This window comes from Cryobacterium sp. MLB-32 (assembly GCF_000738085.1).
GTDB lineage: Bacteria > Actinomycetota > Actinomycetes > Actinomycetales > Microbacteriaceae > Cryobacterium.
Genome location: NZ_JPRS01000190.1, coordinates 1 through 14870 on the forward strand (window position 1 = coordinate 1; position 14870 = coordinate 14870).

Here is a 14870-nt window from a genome sequence, read left to right on the forward strand (position 1 = left end):
ACGAGATGTACACACAGTTCAAGAACTTCGAACAGGGCCGCTCAGCGGCCTTCGCCCTGATCCTGTTCATTCTGGTTCTGCCGATTGTCGTTTACAACGCCCGCCAAATCAAGAAGCAGAGGGAAATCCGATGAGCGTCGTCATACCCGCAGAAATGCCGCTCGATGCCGAGACCACACGCCAGCTGCGTCGAGGAGAACGTCGTGCCGAGAGTCAGGTGGCACGCAAGACCAAGAAGCGTCTGACCAGCCGTGGCGCCACTATCGCGGCACTCGTCATTGCGGTGCTGTGGTCCATCCCAACCTTCGGGCTGTTCATTTCCTCGTTCCGTCCGGCGCAGGAGGTGCGCACCACGGGCTGGTGGACCATCTTCCAGAACCCCGGCCTCACCCTGGACAACTACGGCCAGGCACTCGCCGCCGGAAACAGCCAGCTCGACCTGGCCGGGTCGTTCATCAACTCCATCGCGATCACCCTTCCGGCCACGCTCATCCCACTCATGATCGCAAGCCTGGCCGCATATGCCTTCGCCTGGGTTGATTTCCGCGGTAAGAACATTCTTTTCATCGGGGTTTTCGCGCTGCAGATCGTTCCGATTCAGATGGCCCTAGTGCCGTTGCTGCAGTTCTTCTCCGGCGGAACGGTGTTCGGTTTCCCCGTCGTCGAATCGCTCGTGCAGGGCAGCGGCTACACGCAGGTATGGATCGCCCACACCATGTTCGCTCTGCCGCTCGCGATCTACCTGCTGCACAACTTCATTGCCGAGATCCCGAGCGAGGTGATCGAGCCGCGCGCGTCGACGGGGCCGGACACGGGCAGATCTTCTTCCGTATCGTGCTGCCGCTCACCATGCCCGCGATCGCCTCGATCGCCATCTTCCAGTTCCTCTGGGTGTGGAACGACCTGCTGGTGGCGCTCATCTTCGCGGACGGTGCGGTCGCTCCCATGACCAAGCTGCTCGCGGAACTCTCCGGTGCCCGAGGCCAGGACTGGCACCTCCTCACGGCTGGCGCCTTCCTCTCCATCCTGGTTCCGCTCATCGTGTTCTTCTCCCTGCAGCGCTTCTTCGTGCGCGGCCTGCTCGCCGGTTCCACGAAGGGGTAGCGCCCGCTCATTTCCTCCCCCGTGAGGGCGACCACCGCGCATCCGTGGCCCGCTTTCGCGAGGGTCAGGGCGACGGATGCGGGCCGTTCGGCGGGCTTTCGCGGCCGGCGAACGCAGACGTGAGTTCGTCGGCCGTGGCGGAGCCTAGAGTGAGTTCATGAGCTCTATGCATGGTTCGGGCGGTAACGGTCCGAGCCCCCAGGGGCAGCGCGCCCGCGTCATGCGAGGCGACGTTGCCGGTCAGCGCGCGCGCAATGCCGAGGCGCCTCGCGTGCCCGACCTGTTGCCCCGAATCATCGCCCTCTTCGCGCCGCACCGGCTGGCCCTCAGCGCCACGGTCGTGCTGGTTCTCATCGCGGCGGCCCTCTCCGTGATACCGCCGCTTTTGACCCAGCGCGCATTCGATGAGGGCCTCTTTCCTCCCGGGGGCACGCCCAATCTGCCCGTTCTGGCCACGCTGGTTGGCCTGATGATGGCCATCTACATCGCCTCGGCACTGCTCGGCGTGTGGCAGACCTGGCTCACCTCCACGGTGGGCAACAAGGTGATGGGCGCCCTGCGGGTGCGCCTGTTCACGCACCTGCAGTCGATGGAACTCAACTTCTTCACGAAGACGAAGACCGGCGTCATCCAGTCCCGCCTGCAAAATGACGTGGGCGGCGTTGCCAACGTGCTCACCAACACCGTGTCGAGTGTGCTCGGCAATTTCGTCACCGTACTGGCCGCCTTCGTCGCCATGCTTCTGCTCAACTGGCAGCTCACCATCGTGGCCCTCGTGCTGATGCCCGTGCTCGTGATCGCCCAGCGCCGGGTCGGGCAGGTGCGTGCTCGCATTGCCACGAAGACCCAGGAGTCGCTGTCGGACATGACGGCGATCACCCAGGAGTCGCTGAGCGTCTCGGGCATCCTCTTGGCCAAGAGCTTCACCCAGCAACCCAACGAGATCGCGCGCTACGACAAGGAGAACGGCAACCAGATTCGCCTGCAGGTGAGCCAGACGATGAGCGGTCAGTGGTTCTTCGTGATGGTCAGCATCTTCCTCTCGAGCATCCCGGCCATCGTGTATCTCGTGGCGGGGTACCTGATGGGCAATGGCAGTGCGGACATCACCCCGGGCACGATCGTGGCCTTCACCACCGTGCAGGCGCGTCTGCTCTTTCCGCTGATGGGCCTGTTGCGCGTCGTTCTCGATCTGCAGACCTCAAGCGCCCTGTTCGCGCGCATCTTCGAGTACCTGGATTTCGTGCCGGCCATCGCCGACAAGCCCGACGCGCGCCGCGTTCCGGAACACGGCGATGCCGCCGGACGCGTTGAATTCGACGGCGTCACCTTCGCCTACCCGGATGCCGCCGCCGACTCCACCCCCACCCTCGACGACGTGTCCTTCCGCATCGAGCCGGGGCAGTTCGCGGCATTCGTGGGGCCGTCCGGCGCGGGAAAGACCACGGTCTCGTACCTCATCCCCCGCTTCTATGAGGCCACGGCCGGCAGCGTGCGGTTCTCCGGCATCGACGTGCGTGACCTCGCGCAGGAGTCCCTCGTCTCGGCCATCGGCATCGTGAGTCAGGAGACGTACCTGTTCCACGCCACCATCGCCGAAAACCTGCGCTACGCGAAACCGGAGGCAACGGATGCCGAACTGGAGTCCGCCGCCCGCGCCGCGAATATCCACGACACGATCGCATCCTTCCCCGCGAAGTACGACACGGTCGTGGGGGAGCGCGGCTACCGGCTCTCCGGCGGCGAAAAGCAACGCATCGCCATCGCGCGGGTGCTGTTGAAGGACCCGCCGGTTCTCATCCTCGACGAGGCCACGAGCGCCCTGGACTCAATCTCGGAGCAGGTGGTGCAGCAGGCCCTGGACGCGGCAAGCCACGGTCGAACGACGATTGCCATCGCGCACCGGCTGTCCACTGTGGTGGATGCCGACGTGATCTTCGTCGTGGACGGCGGCCACATCGTCGAGCGCGGAACGCACGCCGAGCTGCTGGCCCTCGACGGTGTGTATGCGAGCCTCTACTCCCGGCAGATCACCGCGTCGCCGCAACCCCTGCCCGTCGACTGACGGCATCCGCCGCCGCGTGCGTGCTGGTGGCACTCGTTCGGTCGGCGGGCACTCGTGCAGACGAGTGCCCGGCGGGCAGAGGAGTGCCGCCCGCCCCGCGGGCGGGCGGGTGGGCGGAGCGGTCAGCTGCGGGCGGCCAGCATGTCGGTCATCAGGTCGATCTCCGACTGTTGGCTCGCCACGACCGCCGTCGCGAAGGTGCGCACGGTCGAGGTGCTCGTGCGGTCGAGCACCGCGTCGGCCATCTCGATCGCGCCCTGATGGTGTCTGATCATGAGCGTCAGGAAGATGCGGTCGGCTTCGATACCGGATGCCGCGGTGAGCGACGCGACCTCCGCGTCCGTCGCGAGACCCGGCATCCGTTGCCCGGGTTCGTGCATTCCCGCGTGGGAATCCGCGGTGCGGCCGGGCCGGGTCATCCAGGTCATCGACGGTTCGGGTGAGGCCTGGCTCAGCCCCCACACGCTCAGCCAGCCGAACATCTGGCCGGACTGCTGGCCCTGGGTGGTGACGATGTCGTAGGCGAGCAGGCGCACGTCCTCGTCGATGGAGCGGTCGCGAATGAGCACGCCGAGCTGAACGCCCTGATTGTGGTGCACCTGCATGTCGCGGGCGAAACCGGCGTCGGCGCTCGTCGAGAGCGGTTTCTGATCGCCGAGGGTGCTGAGGCGTCCCACCGAGAAGGCGGAAATGCCGACGACCAGTGCGGTCACGACTATGGCCACGATGAGCGCGAGGCGCCCAATCCTCCGGGGAACGTGTGCCATGGCTTCCGCGGCATCCGCGCGTTCAGCCATGGGGTCAGGAGACCTTGCCTGGCGCGTCGATGGCGCCAGAGCACGATGCTCCGAGTTCGGGGGCGGTGCCGCTCTTCCAATACTGCTCGAAGAACGGGGCGATGCGGGGATCCTCGGCGTTGTCGACCTGCAGCTGAACGTTCCAGCCGCTCAGCACGATCGGAGCCGGCGAGCCCTCGAACGGGGACAGCACGACGTAGTCCGCAGGCATGAGCGCCTTCAGGGCATCCAGCTCGGTGGCGCTGATCGACGGGTCGTAGGTGACCCAGATCGCGCCGTGCTCGAGGGAATGCACGGCGTTCTCGCTCGGAACGGGCTGGTCATACACGCCGCAGTTGAGCCAGGCGGGGTTGTGCTCGCCGCCGACGGGAGGCGTCTGGGCGTAGTCGACGCTGGTTTCAACGTGACCGTTGCCGTTGTCGTAGGTCAGCACTCCGTCGATCTCGGCCCCGTCGCCGCCGGCGTAGTTGGGTGCCTGCGGGGTGAGTACGACCATGGTGACGACCAGGCCGACGACGGCCACGGCGCCCACAATGGCGGAGATAATGCCGACACGACGGTTGCGCGCGGCACGCTTCTGTTGGCGGTGGTACACCTCAAGCTTCTTCGCACGCTGTTCGACGCGCTGTTCCTTCACGGTGGCTTTGTTCACGGGCGAGCCGGGCTGGGGCATCGAGGTGGCCTCTCATAGTGGAGCAGTATCTATTCGAACGTATCAGTGCACGCCGCCTAACGCCTGTGTATACCCCAAGTCGGGCCGGTAGGGTGGAAGCGTGCCTGTGCTCACCTCGTGTTCGTGTTGCCGCTGCTTCCAGCCGACCCCCTGAACGCTCGTGCCTGCCCGCACCGACACTCAGAATCGATATCTGTCGACTCCACGGCAGGCCCGCTCGCCCGTGTATTTCCACCGAGACATCCTCTGAAGGACACTCCATGAAGATCGCAAACACCATCATCGACCTCATCGGCGACACCCCGCTGGTGAAGCTGCACAAGGTCATCGGCGACGTGACCGCAACCGTGCTCGTGAAGCTCGAGTATCTCAACCCGGGCGGCTCGGCCAAGGACCGCATCGCGGTGCGCATCATCGACGCCGCCGAACGTGACGGACTCCTGCTGCCCGGTGGCACCATCGTGGAGCCCACCTCCGGCAACACCGGGGTGGGGTTGGCCCTCGTCGCGCAACAGCGCGGGTACAACTGTGTCTTCGTTCTGCCGGACAAGGTGGGCGAAGACAAACGCAATGTGCTCACGGCCTACGGCGCCGAGATCGTCGTGACACCGACATCCGTCGCGCCCGACGACCCTGAGTCGTACTACAGCGTGTCCGACCAGCTGGCCCGCGAGATCCCCGGCGCGTTCAAGCCCAACCAGTACTTCAACGAGAACGGCCCGCTCAGCCACTACGAGACCACCGGCCCCGAGATCTGGCGCGACACCGACGGCACGGTCACCCACTTCGTGGCCGGCGTGGGCACCGGAGGCACCATCACGGGCACCGGCCGCTACCTGCGCGAGGTGTCCCACGACACCGTGCGCATCATCGGCGCGGATCCGGAGGGCTCCGTATACTCGGGCGGCACCGGCCGACCCTATCTTGTGGAGGGCGTGGGGGAGGACTTCTGGCCGGGCGCCTACGACCCCACCGTGGTGCACGAGGTGATCGCCGTTTCCGACGCCGACTCGTTCGCGATGACCCGCCGCCTCGCTCTCGAAGAGGGAATCCTGGTGGGCGGATCCAGCGGAATGGCCGTCGTCGCGGCGCTGCGCCTCGCCGCAACCCTCACGGCCGACGACACCGTCGTCGTGCTCCTTCCCGACGGCGGTCGGGGCTACCTCGGCAAGATCTTCAACGACGGGTGGATGCGCAGCTACGGCTTCACGAACGCGCCGAGTGGCCACACTGTTGCCAACGTGCTCGAAGCGAAGTCGGGCACGCTGCCCCCCTTCGTGTACGTGCACCCGAGCGACACCGTGCACGACGCGATCGCCACGATGACCAGCCGGGGTGTATCGCAGTTGCTCGTGCTCTCGGCCAAACCGCCGGTCGTGATGGGTGAGGTTCTCGGCGCCCTCGACGAGCGCGCGCTGATGGAACTCGTCTTCTCCGGTGAGGCCAAACTCACCGATCGCGTGGGTTCCTTCGTGGGCGAATCCCTCGCGCTCATCGGCGTGAACGAACCGGTCGCCACCGCACGGGCGGCCTTCGCGCACCACGACGCGATGCTCGTGACCGGCGACGGCAAACCGCTCGGCGTGCTCACCCGCCACGATCTGCTCACGTATCTGAGCATCTGACTCCGAGTCACCAGCCTCGTCACGACCCGCCTTGTCATCACCAGTTAGGAACCTCATGGCCAAGAACCAGAATTTCAACACCGTCGCCATCCATGCCGGGCAGGAGTTCGACCCCACGACGGGAGCCGTCATTCCGCCGGTGTACATGACCTCCACCTACGTGCAGGACGGCATCGGTGGCCTGCGCAGCGGCTACGAGTACAGCCGCGGCGGCAACCCCACCCGCACGTCGCTCGAGACTTTGCTCGCTGCCCTCGAGGGTGGCAAGCACGGTCTGTCGTTCGCGAGCGGGCTGGCCGCGGAAGACGCCCTGCTGCGCGCGGTTCTGAAGCCCGGAGACCACGTCGTGCTCGGCAACGACGTGTATGGCGGCACCCACCGGCTGATCGAGAAGGTGCACGGCGCCTGGGGTGTGCGCAACACGACCGTCGAAATGAGCGATGTCAGCGCCGTCGAAGCGGCGATCATCCCGGGCGAGACCAAGATCCTCTGGATCGAAACGCCGAGCAACCCGCTCATGAAGATCAGCAACATCGCCGCGCTCGCCGACATCGGGCACCGCGCCGGCGCCATTGTGGTCGTTGACAACACCTTCGCGTCGCCCGCCCTGCAGCAGCCGCTGGCCCATGGCGCCGACGTTGTTGTGCACTCCACCACCAAGTACCTCGGAGGGCACTCCGATGTGGTCGGGGGCGGGCTCGTCATCAACGACGACGAGCTCTTCGAGAAGACCAAGTTCGTGCAGTTCGCAGCCGGTCCGGTGTCGGCCCCGTTGGATGCCTGGCTTACCGTGCGCGGCATTAAGACGCTCTCGGTGCGCATGGAACGCCACTGCACCAATGCGCAGGCCATCGCGGAGTTCCTGCAGGCGCATCCCGCCGTGGAGACCGTCTACTACCCAGGACTGCCGAGCCACCCCGGTCACGAGCTTGCCGCCCAGCAGATGAGCGGCTTCGGCGGCATGATCTCCCTGTCGTTCAAAGACGGGGCGAAGGCGGCGCGCACGTTCTGCGAGTCGATGCACCTGTTCCAGCTGGCGGAATCCCTGGGTGGCGTCGAATCCCTCGTGAACTATCCGGCCGAGATGACCCACGCCTCCGTGCGCGGCACAGACCTCGAGGTGCCCGACAACGTGGTGCGCCTGTCCGTGGGCATCGAAGACGTGGCCGACCTGATCGCTGACCTCGAGAGCGCCCTGCCGCGTTCGTAACCCCTCGTCGCGCGCGCCGGCCGCGCCCCTGACCCGCTGTGGCTGCCCGGTCGCACTTTTAGCCCTCTGGGGTGCCCGGTCGCACTCCTGACTCTGTTGGCTGCCCGGTCGCGCCTCCGCCCTGGGGAGTTCCCGCGGCGGCGGTGGCTCCCCGCCGGATGGGCGCGCTCGGGTCGTCGTCGGTGCACCCCTGGGCGTGCCGAATCGAAGGATTTTGGTGCACATTTCCGGCGCCATGCGCCGGTCCTGCCCCCGATGTGACTGTCACATTCCGCGCGAGGACTGCATAATGTACACACGGGCATAATTGTGACCGTTCACACTCCAACAGGGTTGTTCAGTGACTGACGATATGTCCACCGGCCGGGCGCCGAGCATTCGCGATGTCGCGCGCCTCGCCGGAGTCTCGCACCAGACTGTTTCTCGCGTTCTCAACGATCACCCCAGCATCCGTGATTCGACCAAGGCCCGTGTTCTTGAGGTCATCGAGGAGCTGCAGTACCGGCCCAACCGCGCCGCACGCGCCCTGTCGCGGGGTCGATCCCGCACGATCGGCGTACTTTCCGCGTCGAGTGCCGAATACGGCCCGGCGAGCAGCATTGCAGCCATTCAGGATGCGGCGCGGGATGCCGGGTACTTCGTGAACACGGCGAACCTCAACCGCGGGGATCCCGGCTCGATCACCGCGGCCGTTGATCACCTGATGTCGCAGTCGGTCGAGGGGATCGTGGTGATCGCACCGCAGGTGCGGGTGTTCAACGCCCTCAAGCTGCTGTCGATCGATGTACCGTTCGTGACGCTGCAGTCGACGGGGATCATGACACCGAATGCTCTCTCGGTAGACCAGATCGCCGGCGCCCGGCTCGCAACCAGACACCTGATCGACCTCGGCCATCGCGACATTTACCACCTGGCCGGCCCGCAGGATTGGATTGAGGCCGAGGCACGGATGCTGGGCTTCCTCGAAGAGATGGGGGCCAGGGACGTTCCGACGACCGCGCCGATCCTCGGGGATTGGACCGCGGAATTCGGCTATCACGCCGGCCGAGAGCTGTTGCAGGTGCGGGATTTCACGGCAATCTTCTCGTCGAACGACCAAATGGCGCTGGGCTGATGCATGCCATTCGGGAGTCCGGGCTGGATGTACCCCGGGATGTGAGCATCGTGGGCTTCGATGACATCCCGGAGGCGGCTCACTTTTGGCCTCCCCTCACCACCGTGCGCCAGGACTTCGCCGAACTCGGCCGGCGATGTGTCTCGCTTCTGCTGGCGAATATCGCCGGCACAACGCCGGACAGTCGGGGTGCCATCATGCCGGAGCTGGTCGTTCGGGCCTCCACCGCGGGCCCGGCTTTCTGATCGGCAGCTCCGCTGCGCGGTCGTGACCACTCGCCGGTGCAAGCGCTCCTTCGTCGCGCCTCGACCAGCAGAGGGGGTCGTCGCGCCTCGACCAGTGCGCATTTCGGGGCCTGAGCGGGCACCTCGGTTCGTGACAAGGGGGCGCTTTGCGCGAAGTCTCGCGCGTGATTCCGGGCGTTATTCAAATGAGACAAAGTCACACTTGACACGATGAGTGCCCGTGCAGCTAACATGAGCACACAGCGATGTGACCGATCACATTCGGTTGGCACATGCAGATCGATTCGTCGGCTGCTCTGTCGCATATCCAGAAACACTCGCGGACTTTCCGCGCGCAGACCTGACATAGGAGTCGATTCCGTGAGTACAACCGATGCGTTCTCGTACGCCGAGCCCACGGCTTCGGTCGACGGTGAGGCCTACGTCATCGGTGTCGACTACGGAACCCTCTCCGGCCGCGCCGTCGTCGTGCGTGTCTCCGACGGTGTCGAACTCGGTTCCGCCGTTCTGGACTACCCGCACGCCGTGATGGACACCACGCTGGCCGCAACCGGCGAGGCGCTTCCGCCGGAGTGGGCGCTGCAGGTGCCCGCCGACTACGTGGCCGTGTTGAAGAGCGCGGTTCCAGCCGCCATCGCCACGGCCGGCATCGATCCGTCCCTCGTCATTGGGATTGGTACCGACTTCACCGCGTGCACCATGGTCCCCGTGCTCGCCGATGGCACGCCACTCAACGAACTTCCCGAGTACGCGGGCCGTCCGCACGCGTACGTGAAGCTCTGGCGTCACCACGCGGCGCAGGCCCAGGCCGACCGCATCAACGACTTCGCTTTCGAGCGGGACGAGAGCTGGCTGCCACGCTACGGCGGACTCATCTCCAGCGAGTGGGAATTCGCCAAGGGACTGCAGCTGCTCGAGGAAGACGCCGAGCTCTACAACCGCATGGACCATTGGGTTGAAGCGGCCGACTGGATCGTCTGGCAGCTCACCGGCACCTACGTGCGCAACGCCTGCACCGCCGGCTACAAGGGCATCCTGCAGGATGGCGAGTACCCGAGCGAGGCGTTCCTCGGCGCGCTCAACCCGGCCTTTTCCCGTTTCGCCCTGGACAAGGTGGCGCACGAGATCGGCCAGCTCGGCGCATCCGCCGGAACGCTCTCGGCAGAGGCCGCGGCCTGGACCGGGCTGACCGCAGGCATTCACGTTGCCGTGGGCAACGTGGACGCCCACGTGACCGCCCCTGCCGCCCAAGCCGTGAACCCCGGCCAGATGGTGGCCATCATGGGCACGAGCACCTGTCACGTGATGAACTCTGACCAGCTGGCCGAAGTGCCGGGCATGTGCGGCGTCGTCGACGGCGGCATCATCTCCGGGCTCTATGGCTACGAGGCCGGCCAGTCCGGTGTGGGCGACATCTTCGCGTGGTACGTCAAGAACCAGGTGCCCGCCGCCTACGTGGAGGACGCCCGCGTGCTCGGCCGCAGCGTGCACCAGCACCTCACCGAGCTGATCAAGGACCAGCCCGTAGGCGGCCACGGGCTCGTGGCCCTCGACTGGCACAGCGGCAACCGCTCGGTGCTCGTCGACCACGAACTCTCCGGGCTCGTCATCGGCACCACCCTGACCACCCGCCCGGAAGAGATCTACCGAGCGCTGCTGGAGGCGACCGCCTTCGGCACCCGCACCATCGTGGAGACGTTCAACGCGAGCGGGGTTCCGGTGACCGAATTCATCGTGGCCGGCGGCCTGCTGAAGAACGCGTTCCTCATGCAGACCTATAGCGACATCTTGCGCCTGCCCATCAGCACTATCGCGAGCGATCAGGGCCCAGCCCTGGGCGCCGCGATCCACGCCGCTGTCGCCGCGGGCGCTACCCCGATGTGCGCGCTGCCGGGGCGAAGATGGGCAAGCTCAACAAGAACGTGTATATGCCCAACGAGGCATCCTCGGTGGCCTACGACGAACTGTTCGAGGAGTACACGCAGCTGCACGACTACTTCGGTCGCGGCGAGAACGATGTCATGCACCGCCTGAAGGCGCTCAAGCGCCGCGCGGCGGCCGTCTCGGATAGCGCTGAGCTGGTGTCCGCATGAGCACCTACGGCCCTCAAATCGAGGTGGCGATCGCTCGCGTGCGCGCCGAGATCACCCGCCTGCACGCCGAGCTGTTTCGGAACGGCCTCGTGGTCTGGACCGGCGGCAACGTGTCCGGCCGGGTCCCGGGCGCGGACCTGTTCGTGATCAAGCCCAGCGGCGTCGACTACGCAGACCTCGCGCCGGAGAACATGATCCTCTGCGACCTCGATGGACACGTCATCCCCGGCACGCCGGGCTCCTCCCGTTCCCCGTCGAGCGACACCGCCGCGCACGCATACGTCTACCGGAATATGCCGGATGTCGGCGGAGTCGTGCACACGCACTCCACCTACGCCACCGCCTGGGCCGCCCGTCATGAAGCCATCCCGTGCGTGATCACGGCCATGGCCGACGAATTCGGCGGACCGATCCCGGTAGGACCCTTCGCCATCATCGGTGACGACTCGATCGGCCGCGGCATCGTGGAGACCCTCACCGGTCACCGCTCACGGGCCGTGTTGATGGCCAATCACGGCCCGTTCACGATCGGCAAAGACGCCCGCGACGCGGTGAAGGCCGCCGTCATGGTGGAAGACGTGGCCCGCACCGTGCAGCTCGCCCGCGCCGGCGGCCCGCTCATTCCCATCCCGCAGGACTCCATCGATTCCCTGTTCGACCGATACCAGAACGTTTACGGACAAGCACCGCAGGGAGCACTCAAGTAATGGCACCTCTCACCACGACCCTCGACCACTACGAGGTATGGTTCCTCACCGGCAGCCAGAACCTCTACGGCGAAGAAACCCTCCGCCAGGTGGCCGAGCAGTCCCTGCAGATCGCCCGCGCCCTCGACGCCAGCTCCGACGTGCCCGTCAAGGTCGTCTGGAAGCCCGTGCTGAAGGACTCCGGCTCCATCCGCCGCGCCGCCCTCGACGCCAACTCCGATGACACGGTCATCGGCCTGATCGCCTGGATGCACACGTTCTCCCCGGCCAAAATGTGGATCGCCGGCCTCGACGCCCTCACCAAGCCGCTGCTGCACCTGCACACGCAGGCCAACGTGGAACTGCCGTGGGGCGAAATCGACTTCGACTTCATGAACCTGAACCAGGCCGCCCACGGCGACCGCGAGTTCGGCTACATCCAGACCCGCCTCGGTGTGACCCGTAAGACCGTCGTCGGCCACGTGTCCAACCCGGCCGTGTCCGGCAGCATCGGCTCCTGGACCCGCGCGGCCGCCGGCTGGGCCGCGAGCCGCAGCATGAAGCTCGCCCGTTTCGGCGACAACATGCGCTACGTCGCCGTAACCGAGGGTGACAAGACCGAAGCCGAACTGCGTTTCGGCGTGCAGGTCAACACCTGGCCCGTCAACGAACTCGCGGAAGCCGTGCATTCCGCGACGGATGCCGACATCGACGTTCTCGTCGCCGAGTATGACGACCTCTACGACGTCGTTCCGGAGCTGCGGGCCGGCGGCGAGCGGCGCGAGTCGCTGCGCTACGGCGCGGCGATCGAACTGGGCCTGAAGAGCTTCCTCGAGGCCGGCGACTTCTCCGCGTTCACGACGAGCTTCGAAGACCTCGGCGCCCTGCGCCAGCTGCCCGGCCTCGCCGTGCAGCGGCTCATGGCCCAGGGCTACGGCTTCGGCGCTGAGGGTGACTGGAAGACCTCCGTTCTCGTTCGTGTCGCCAACGTGATGGGGTCCGGCCTTCCCGGCGGCGCGAGCCTGATGGAGGACTACACCTACGACCTCACGCCAGGCGCCGAGCTGATTCTCGGGGCCCACATGCTCGAGGTGAGCCCGTCGCTCACGACCGAACGTCCGACGCTCGAGATCCACCCCCTCGGTATCGGCGGTCGCGAAGACCCCGTGCGACTCGTCTTCAACGCCGACCCCGGCCCGGCCGTGGTCGTGGCGATGAGCGACATGCGCGACCGCTTCCGCCTGGTGGCGAACGTGGTCGAGGTCGTCGAGCCGACGGCGGCACTCCCGAACCTGCCCGTCGGACGCGCCGTCTGGCGCCCCGAACCCGACTTCGCCACCTCAGCTGCCGCCTGGCTCACTGCCGGCGCCGCACACCACACCGTCATGTCGACCGCCGTCGGCATCGAGGTGTTCCACGATTTCGCCGAGATAGCCCGAACTGAGCTTCTCGTGATCGATAAGACCACCACCCAGCGTGATTTCACGCGTGAGGTGCGTTGGAACCAGGCCTACTACCGATTGGCGCAAGGCCTGTAAAGCATTTCCGTACGACACAGCTGTACCACCCCGCTTCACCATCAATGTTGATAACAGAAGGAAACACAGTGAAGAAGAAAGCACTCTTCGCCGGACTCGCCGCCGGTGCCATGATCATTGGCCTGGCCGCTTGCTCGAGCGGAACCACCCCCGCATCCTCGTCAGGCGCCGGCGACGGCGGACTGATCGGTGTGGCCATGCCCACCAAGAGCTCCGAGCGTTGGATCGCTGACGGCGACGCCGTCAAGAGCCAGCTCGAAGCCGAGGGCTTCAAGGTTGACCTGCAGTACGCCGAGGACGACATCCCCACCCAGGTATCCCAGATCGAGAACATGATCACCAAGGGCGCCGAAGTTCTCATCGTCGCCTCGATCGACGGCACCACGCTCACGAGCGTGTTGCAGGATGCCGCGGATGCCAACATCCCCGTCATCGCCTACGACCGCCTGATCCGCGACACCAAGAACGTGAACTACTACGCGTCGTTCGACAACCTCAAGGTGGGCCAGCAGCAGGCATGGTCGGTTCTGAACGGACTCGGCCTGACCGAACTCGACGGCACCGCCGTCGCCGGCGCACCCGCCGGACCGTTCAATGTTGAGCTCTTCGCCGGCAGCCCCGACGACAACAACGCCACGTTCTTCTTCAACGGCGCCATGCAGGAACTGCAGCCCTTCATCGACTCGGGCGTGCTCGTGGTCAAGAGCGGCCAGACCGACTTCAACACCGTTGCAACCCTGCGCTGGGATGGTGAGGAGGCACAGAGCCGCCTGGAGAACATTCTGACGTCGACGTACTCCGACGGCAGCAAGGTCAACGGCATTCTCTCTCCGTACGACGGCATCTCGCGCGGCATCATCTCGGCCCTCCAGGGTGCCGGGTACACGCTGGACGCTTCATGGCCGGTCATCTCGGGCCAGGACGCCGAAATCGACTCCGTGAAGGCGATCAACTCCGGTGAGCAGTACGCCACCATCTTCAAGGACACCCGCCAGCTCGCCGCCGTGGCCGTGAAGATGGCCATCGCCGTCCTCAACGGAGGCACCCCCGAGACGAACAACTCCACGGACTATGACAACGGCAAGATCGTTGTTCCGTCTATGCTGCTCGACTCGCAGATCGTCGTGAAGGACAACATCCCGTCCGTCCTGATCGACTCCGGCTACTGGACCGAAGCCGAGATCAACGGCTAATCACGCCCACTGCTTCGGCAGTGTGAATCCGCCGGCGGGGGAAACCTCGCCGGCGGATTCTCCCCTCCACAGTTTTGACCCAGACACCTGAAGAAGGTACTCCGTGACCACGAACATCCTTGAGATGCGCAGCATCACCAAGACGTTCCCCGGCGTGAAAGCGTTGGCCAACGTCTCGCTCAACGTCGCCCGCGGCGACGTCCACGCCATTTGCGGGGAAAACGGCGCCGGAAAATCCACGCTCATGAAGGTGCTCAGTGGTGTCTACCCCCACGGCACCTACACGGGCGACATCGTTTTCGAAGACGAGGTTGTGGAATTCCGCGACATCCGCGATTCCGAAGCCAAGGGCATCGTGATCATCCACCAGGAGCTCGCGCTCAGCCCGTACCTCTCTATTGCAGAGAACATCTTCCTCAACAACGAGCAACGCAATGCTCTCGGCCTGATCGACTGGAACAAGACCAACCTGGAGGCCGCAAAGCTGCTCGCCCGGGTGGGCCTTCGCGAGAAGCCGACCACACGCA

9 protein-coding genes and 4 pseudogenes are annotated in these 14870 nt (G+C 65.7%); 11 read left to right on the forward strand and 2 right to left on the reverse strand.

The genetic code is table 11. The features are described from left to right. From JF66_RS23110 to JF66_RS15430, 3 genes and pseudogenes are all read left to right on the forward strand, one after another. A pseudogene (locus JF66_RS23110) lies at positions 1 to 134 on the forward strand (sugar ABC transporter permease); the annotation flags it as partial. Then, positions 131 to 1104, forward strand: a pseudogene (locus JF66_RS15425) (carbohydrate ABC transporter permease). The pseudogenes JF66_RS23110 and JF66_RS15425, both read left to right, overlap by 4 nt. Before the next feature lie 166 nt (positions 1105 to 1270). Beyond that, positions 1271 to 3169: an ABC transporter ATP-binding protein gene (locus tag JF66_RS15430; RefSeq protein ID WP_156109844.1), complete on the forward strand. Its 1899-nt coding sequence runs from the start codon at positions 1271 to 1273 to the stop codon at positions 3167 to 3169. A gap of 122 nt (positions 3170 to 3291) precedes the next feature. Here JF66_RS15430 and JF66_RS15435 read toward each other — a convergent pair whose 3' ends face one another. Then, positions 3292 to 3966, reverse strand: coding sequence for a DUF305 domain-containing protein (locus tag JF66_RS15435; protein ID WP_051973615.1), 675 nt, complete (start codon positions 3964 to 3966; stop codon positions 3292 to 3294). Between the two features lie 4 nt (positions 3967 to 3970). After that, complete coding sequence (locus JF66_RS15440) at positions 3971 to 4639, reverse strand: DUF3105 domain-containing protein (RefSeq protein ID WP_035879437.1); 669 nt, start codon at positions 4637 to 4639, stop codon at positions 3971 to 3973. 260 nt (positions 4640 to 4899) lie between these two features. Between JF66_RS15440 and JF66_RS15445 the strand changes: the two genes are divergently transcribed. From JF66_RS15445 to JF66_RS15480, 8 genes and pseudogenes are all read left to right on the forward strand, one after another. After that, on the forward strand, positions 4900 to 6264 hold the full coding sequence (locus tag JF66_RS15445; protein ID WP_035879438.1) for a cystathionine beta-synthase: 1365 nt from the start codon (positions 4900 to 4902) through the stop codon (positions 6262 to 6264). Between the two features lie 55 nt (positions 6265 to 6319). After that, positions 6320 to 7474 carry a cystathionine gamma-synthase gene (locus JF66_RS15450; protein WP_035879439.1) on the forward strand — a complete coding sequence of 385 codons (1155 nt, stop codon included), beginning with the start codon at positions 6320 to 6322 and terminating at the stop codon, positions 7472 to 7474. Between the two features lie 352 nt (positions 7475 to 7826). Beyond that, a pseudogene (locus JF66_RS15455) lies at positions 7827 to 8833 on the forward strand (LacI family DNA-binding transcriptional regulator). A 426-nt stretch (positions 8834 to 9259) separates the two neighbouring features. After that, positions 9260 to 10926: pseudogene (gene araB / locus JF66_RS15460) on the forward strand (ribulokinase). Next, positions 10923 to 11633 (forward strand): L-ribulose-5-phosphate 4-epimerase, encoded by a 711-nt coding sequence (locus JF66_RS15465; RefSeq protein WP_035879440.1) that lies wholly within the window; start codon positions 10923 to 10925, stop codon positions 11631 to 11633. The pseudogene araB and the gene JF66_RS15465 overlap by 4 nt, the downstream one beginning before the upstream one ends. Further along, on the forward strand, positions 11633 to 13150 hold the full coding sequence (gene araA, locus JF66_RS15470) for an L-arabinose isomerase (protein WP_035879441.1): 1518 nt from the start codon (positions 11633 to 11635) through the stop codon (positions 13148 to 13150). The genes JF66_RS15465 and araA overlap by 1 nt, the downstream gene beginning before the upstream one ends. Positions 13151 to 13194: 44 nt before the next feature. Continuing rightward, positions 13195 to 14343: a multiple monosaccharide ABC transporter substrate-binding protein gene (gene chvE / locus JF66_RS15475; RefSeq protein ID WP_035879443.1), complete on the forward strand. Its 1149-nt coding sequence runs from the start codon at positions 13195 to 13197 to the stop codon at positions 14341 to 14343. A 124-nt stretch (positions 14344 to 14467) separates the two neighbouring features. After that, on the forward strand, positions 14468 to 14870 hold a 403-nt coding region (locus JF66_RS15480; RefSeq protein ID WP_304413062.1), incomplete at its 3' end, for an ATP-binding cassette domain-containing protein.

Excerpts from the sequence above, each read along its gene's own strand:
- JF66_RS15430 (WP_156109844.1), top strand. The coding sequence starts at position 1,271 with ATGCATGGTTCGGGCGGTAACGGTCCGAGCCCCCAGGGGCAGCGCGCC.
- JF66_RS15435 (WP_051973615.1), bottom strand. The coding sequence starts at position 3,966 with ATGGCTGAACGCGCGGATGCCGCGGAAGCCATGGCACACGTTCCCCGG.
- JF66_RS15440 (WP_035879437.1), bottom strand. The coding sequence starts at position 4,639 with ATGCCCCAGCCCGGCTCGCCCGTGAACAAAGCCACCGTGAAGGAACAG.
- JF66_RS15445 (WP_035879438.1), top strand. The coding sequence starts at position 4,900 with ATGAAGATCGCAAACACCATCATCGACCTCATCGGCGACACCCCGCTG.
- JF66_RS15450 (WP_035879439.1), top strand. The coding sequence starts at position 6,320 with ATGGCCAAGAACCAGAATTTCAACACCGTCGCCATCCATGCCGGGCAG.
- JF66_RS15465 (WP_035879440.1), top strand. The coding sequence starts at position 10,923 with ATGAGCACCTACGGCCCTCAAATCGAGGTGGCGATCGCTCGCGTGCGC.
- araA (WP_035879441.1), top strand. The coding sequence starts at position 11,633 with ATGGCACCTCTCACCACGACCCTCGACCACTACGAGGTATGGTTCCTC.
- chvE (WP_035879443.1), top strand. The coding sequence starts at position 13,195 with ATGTTGATAACAGAAGGAAACACAGTGAAGAAGAAAGCACTCTTCGCC.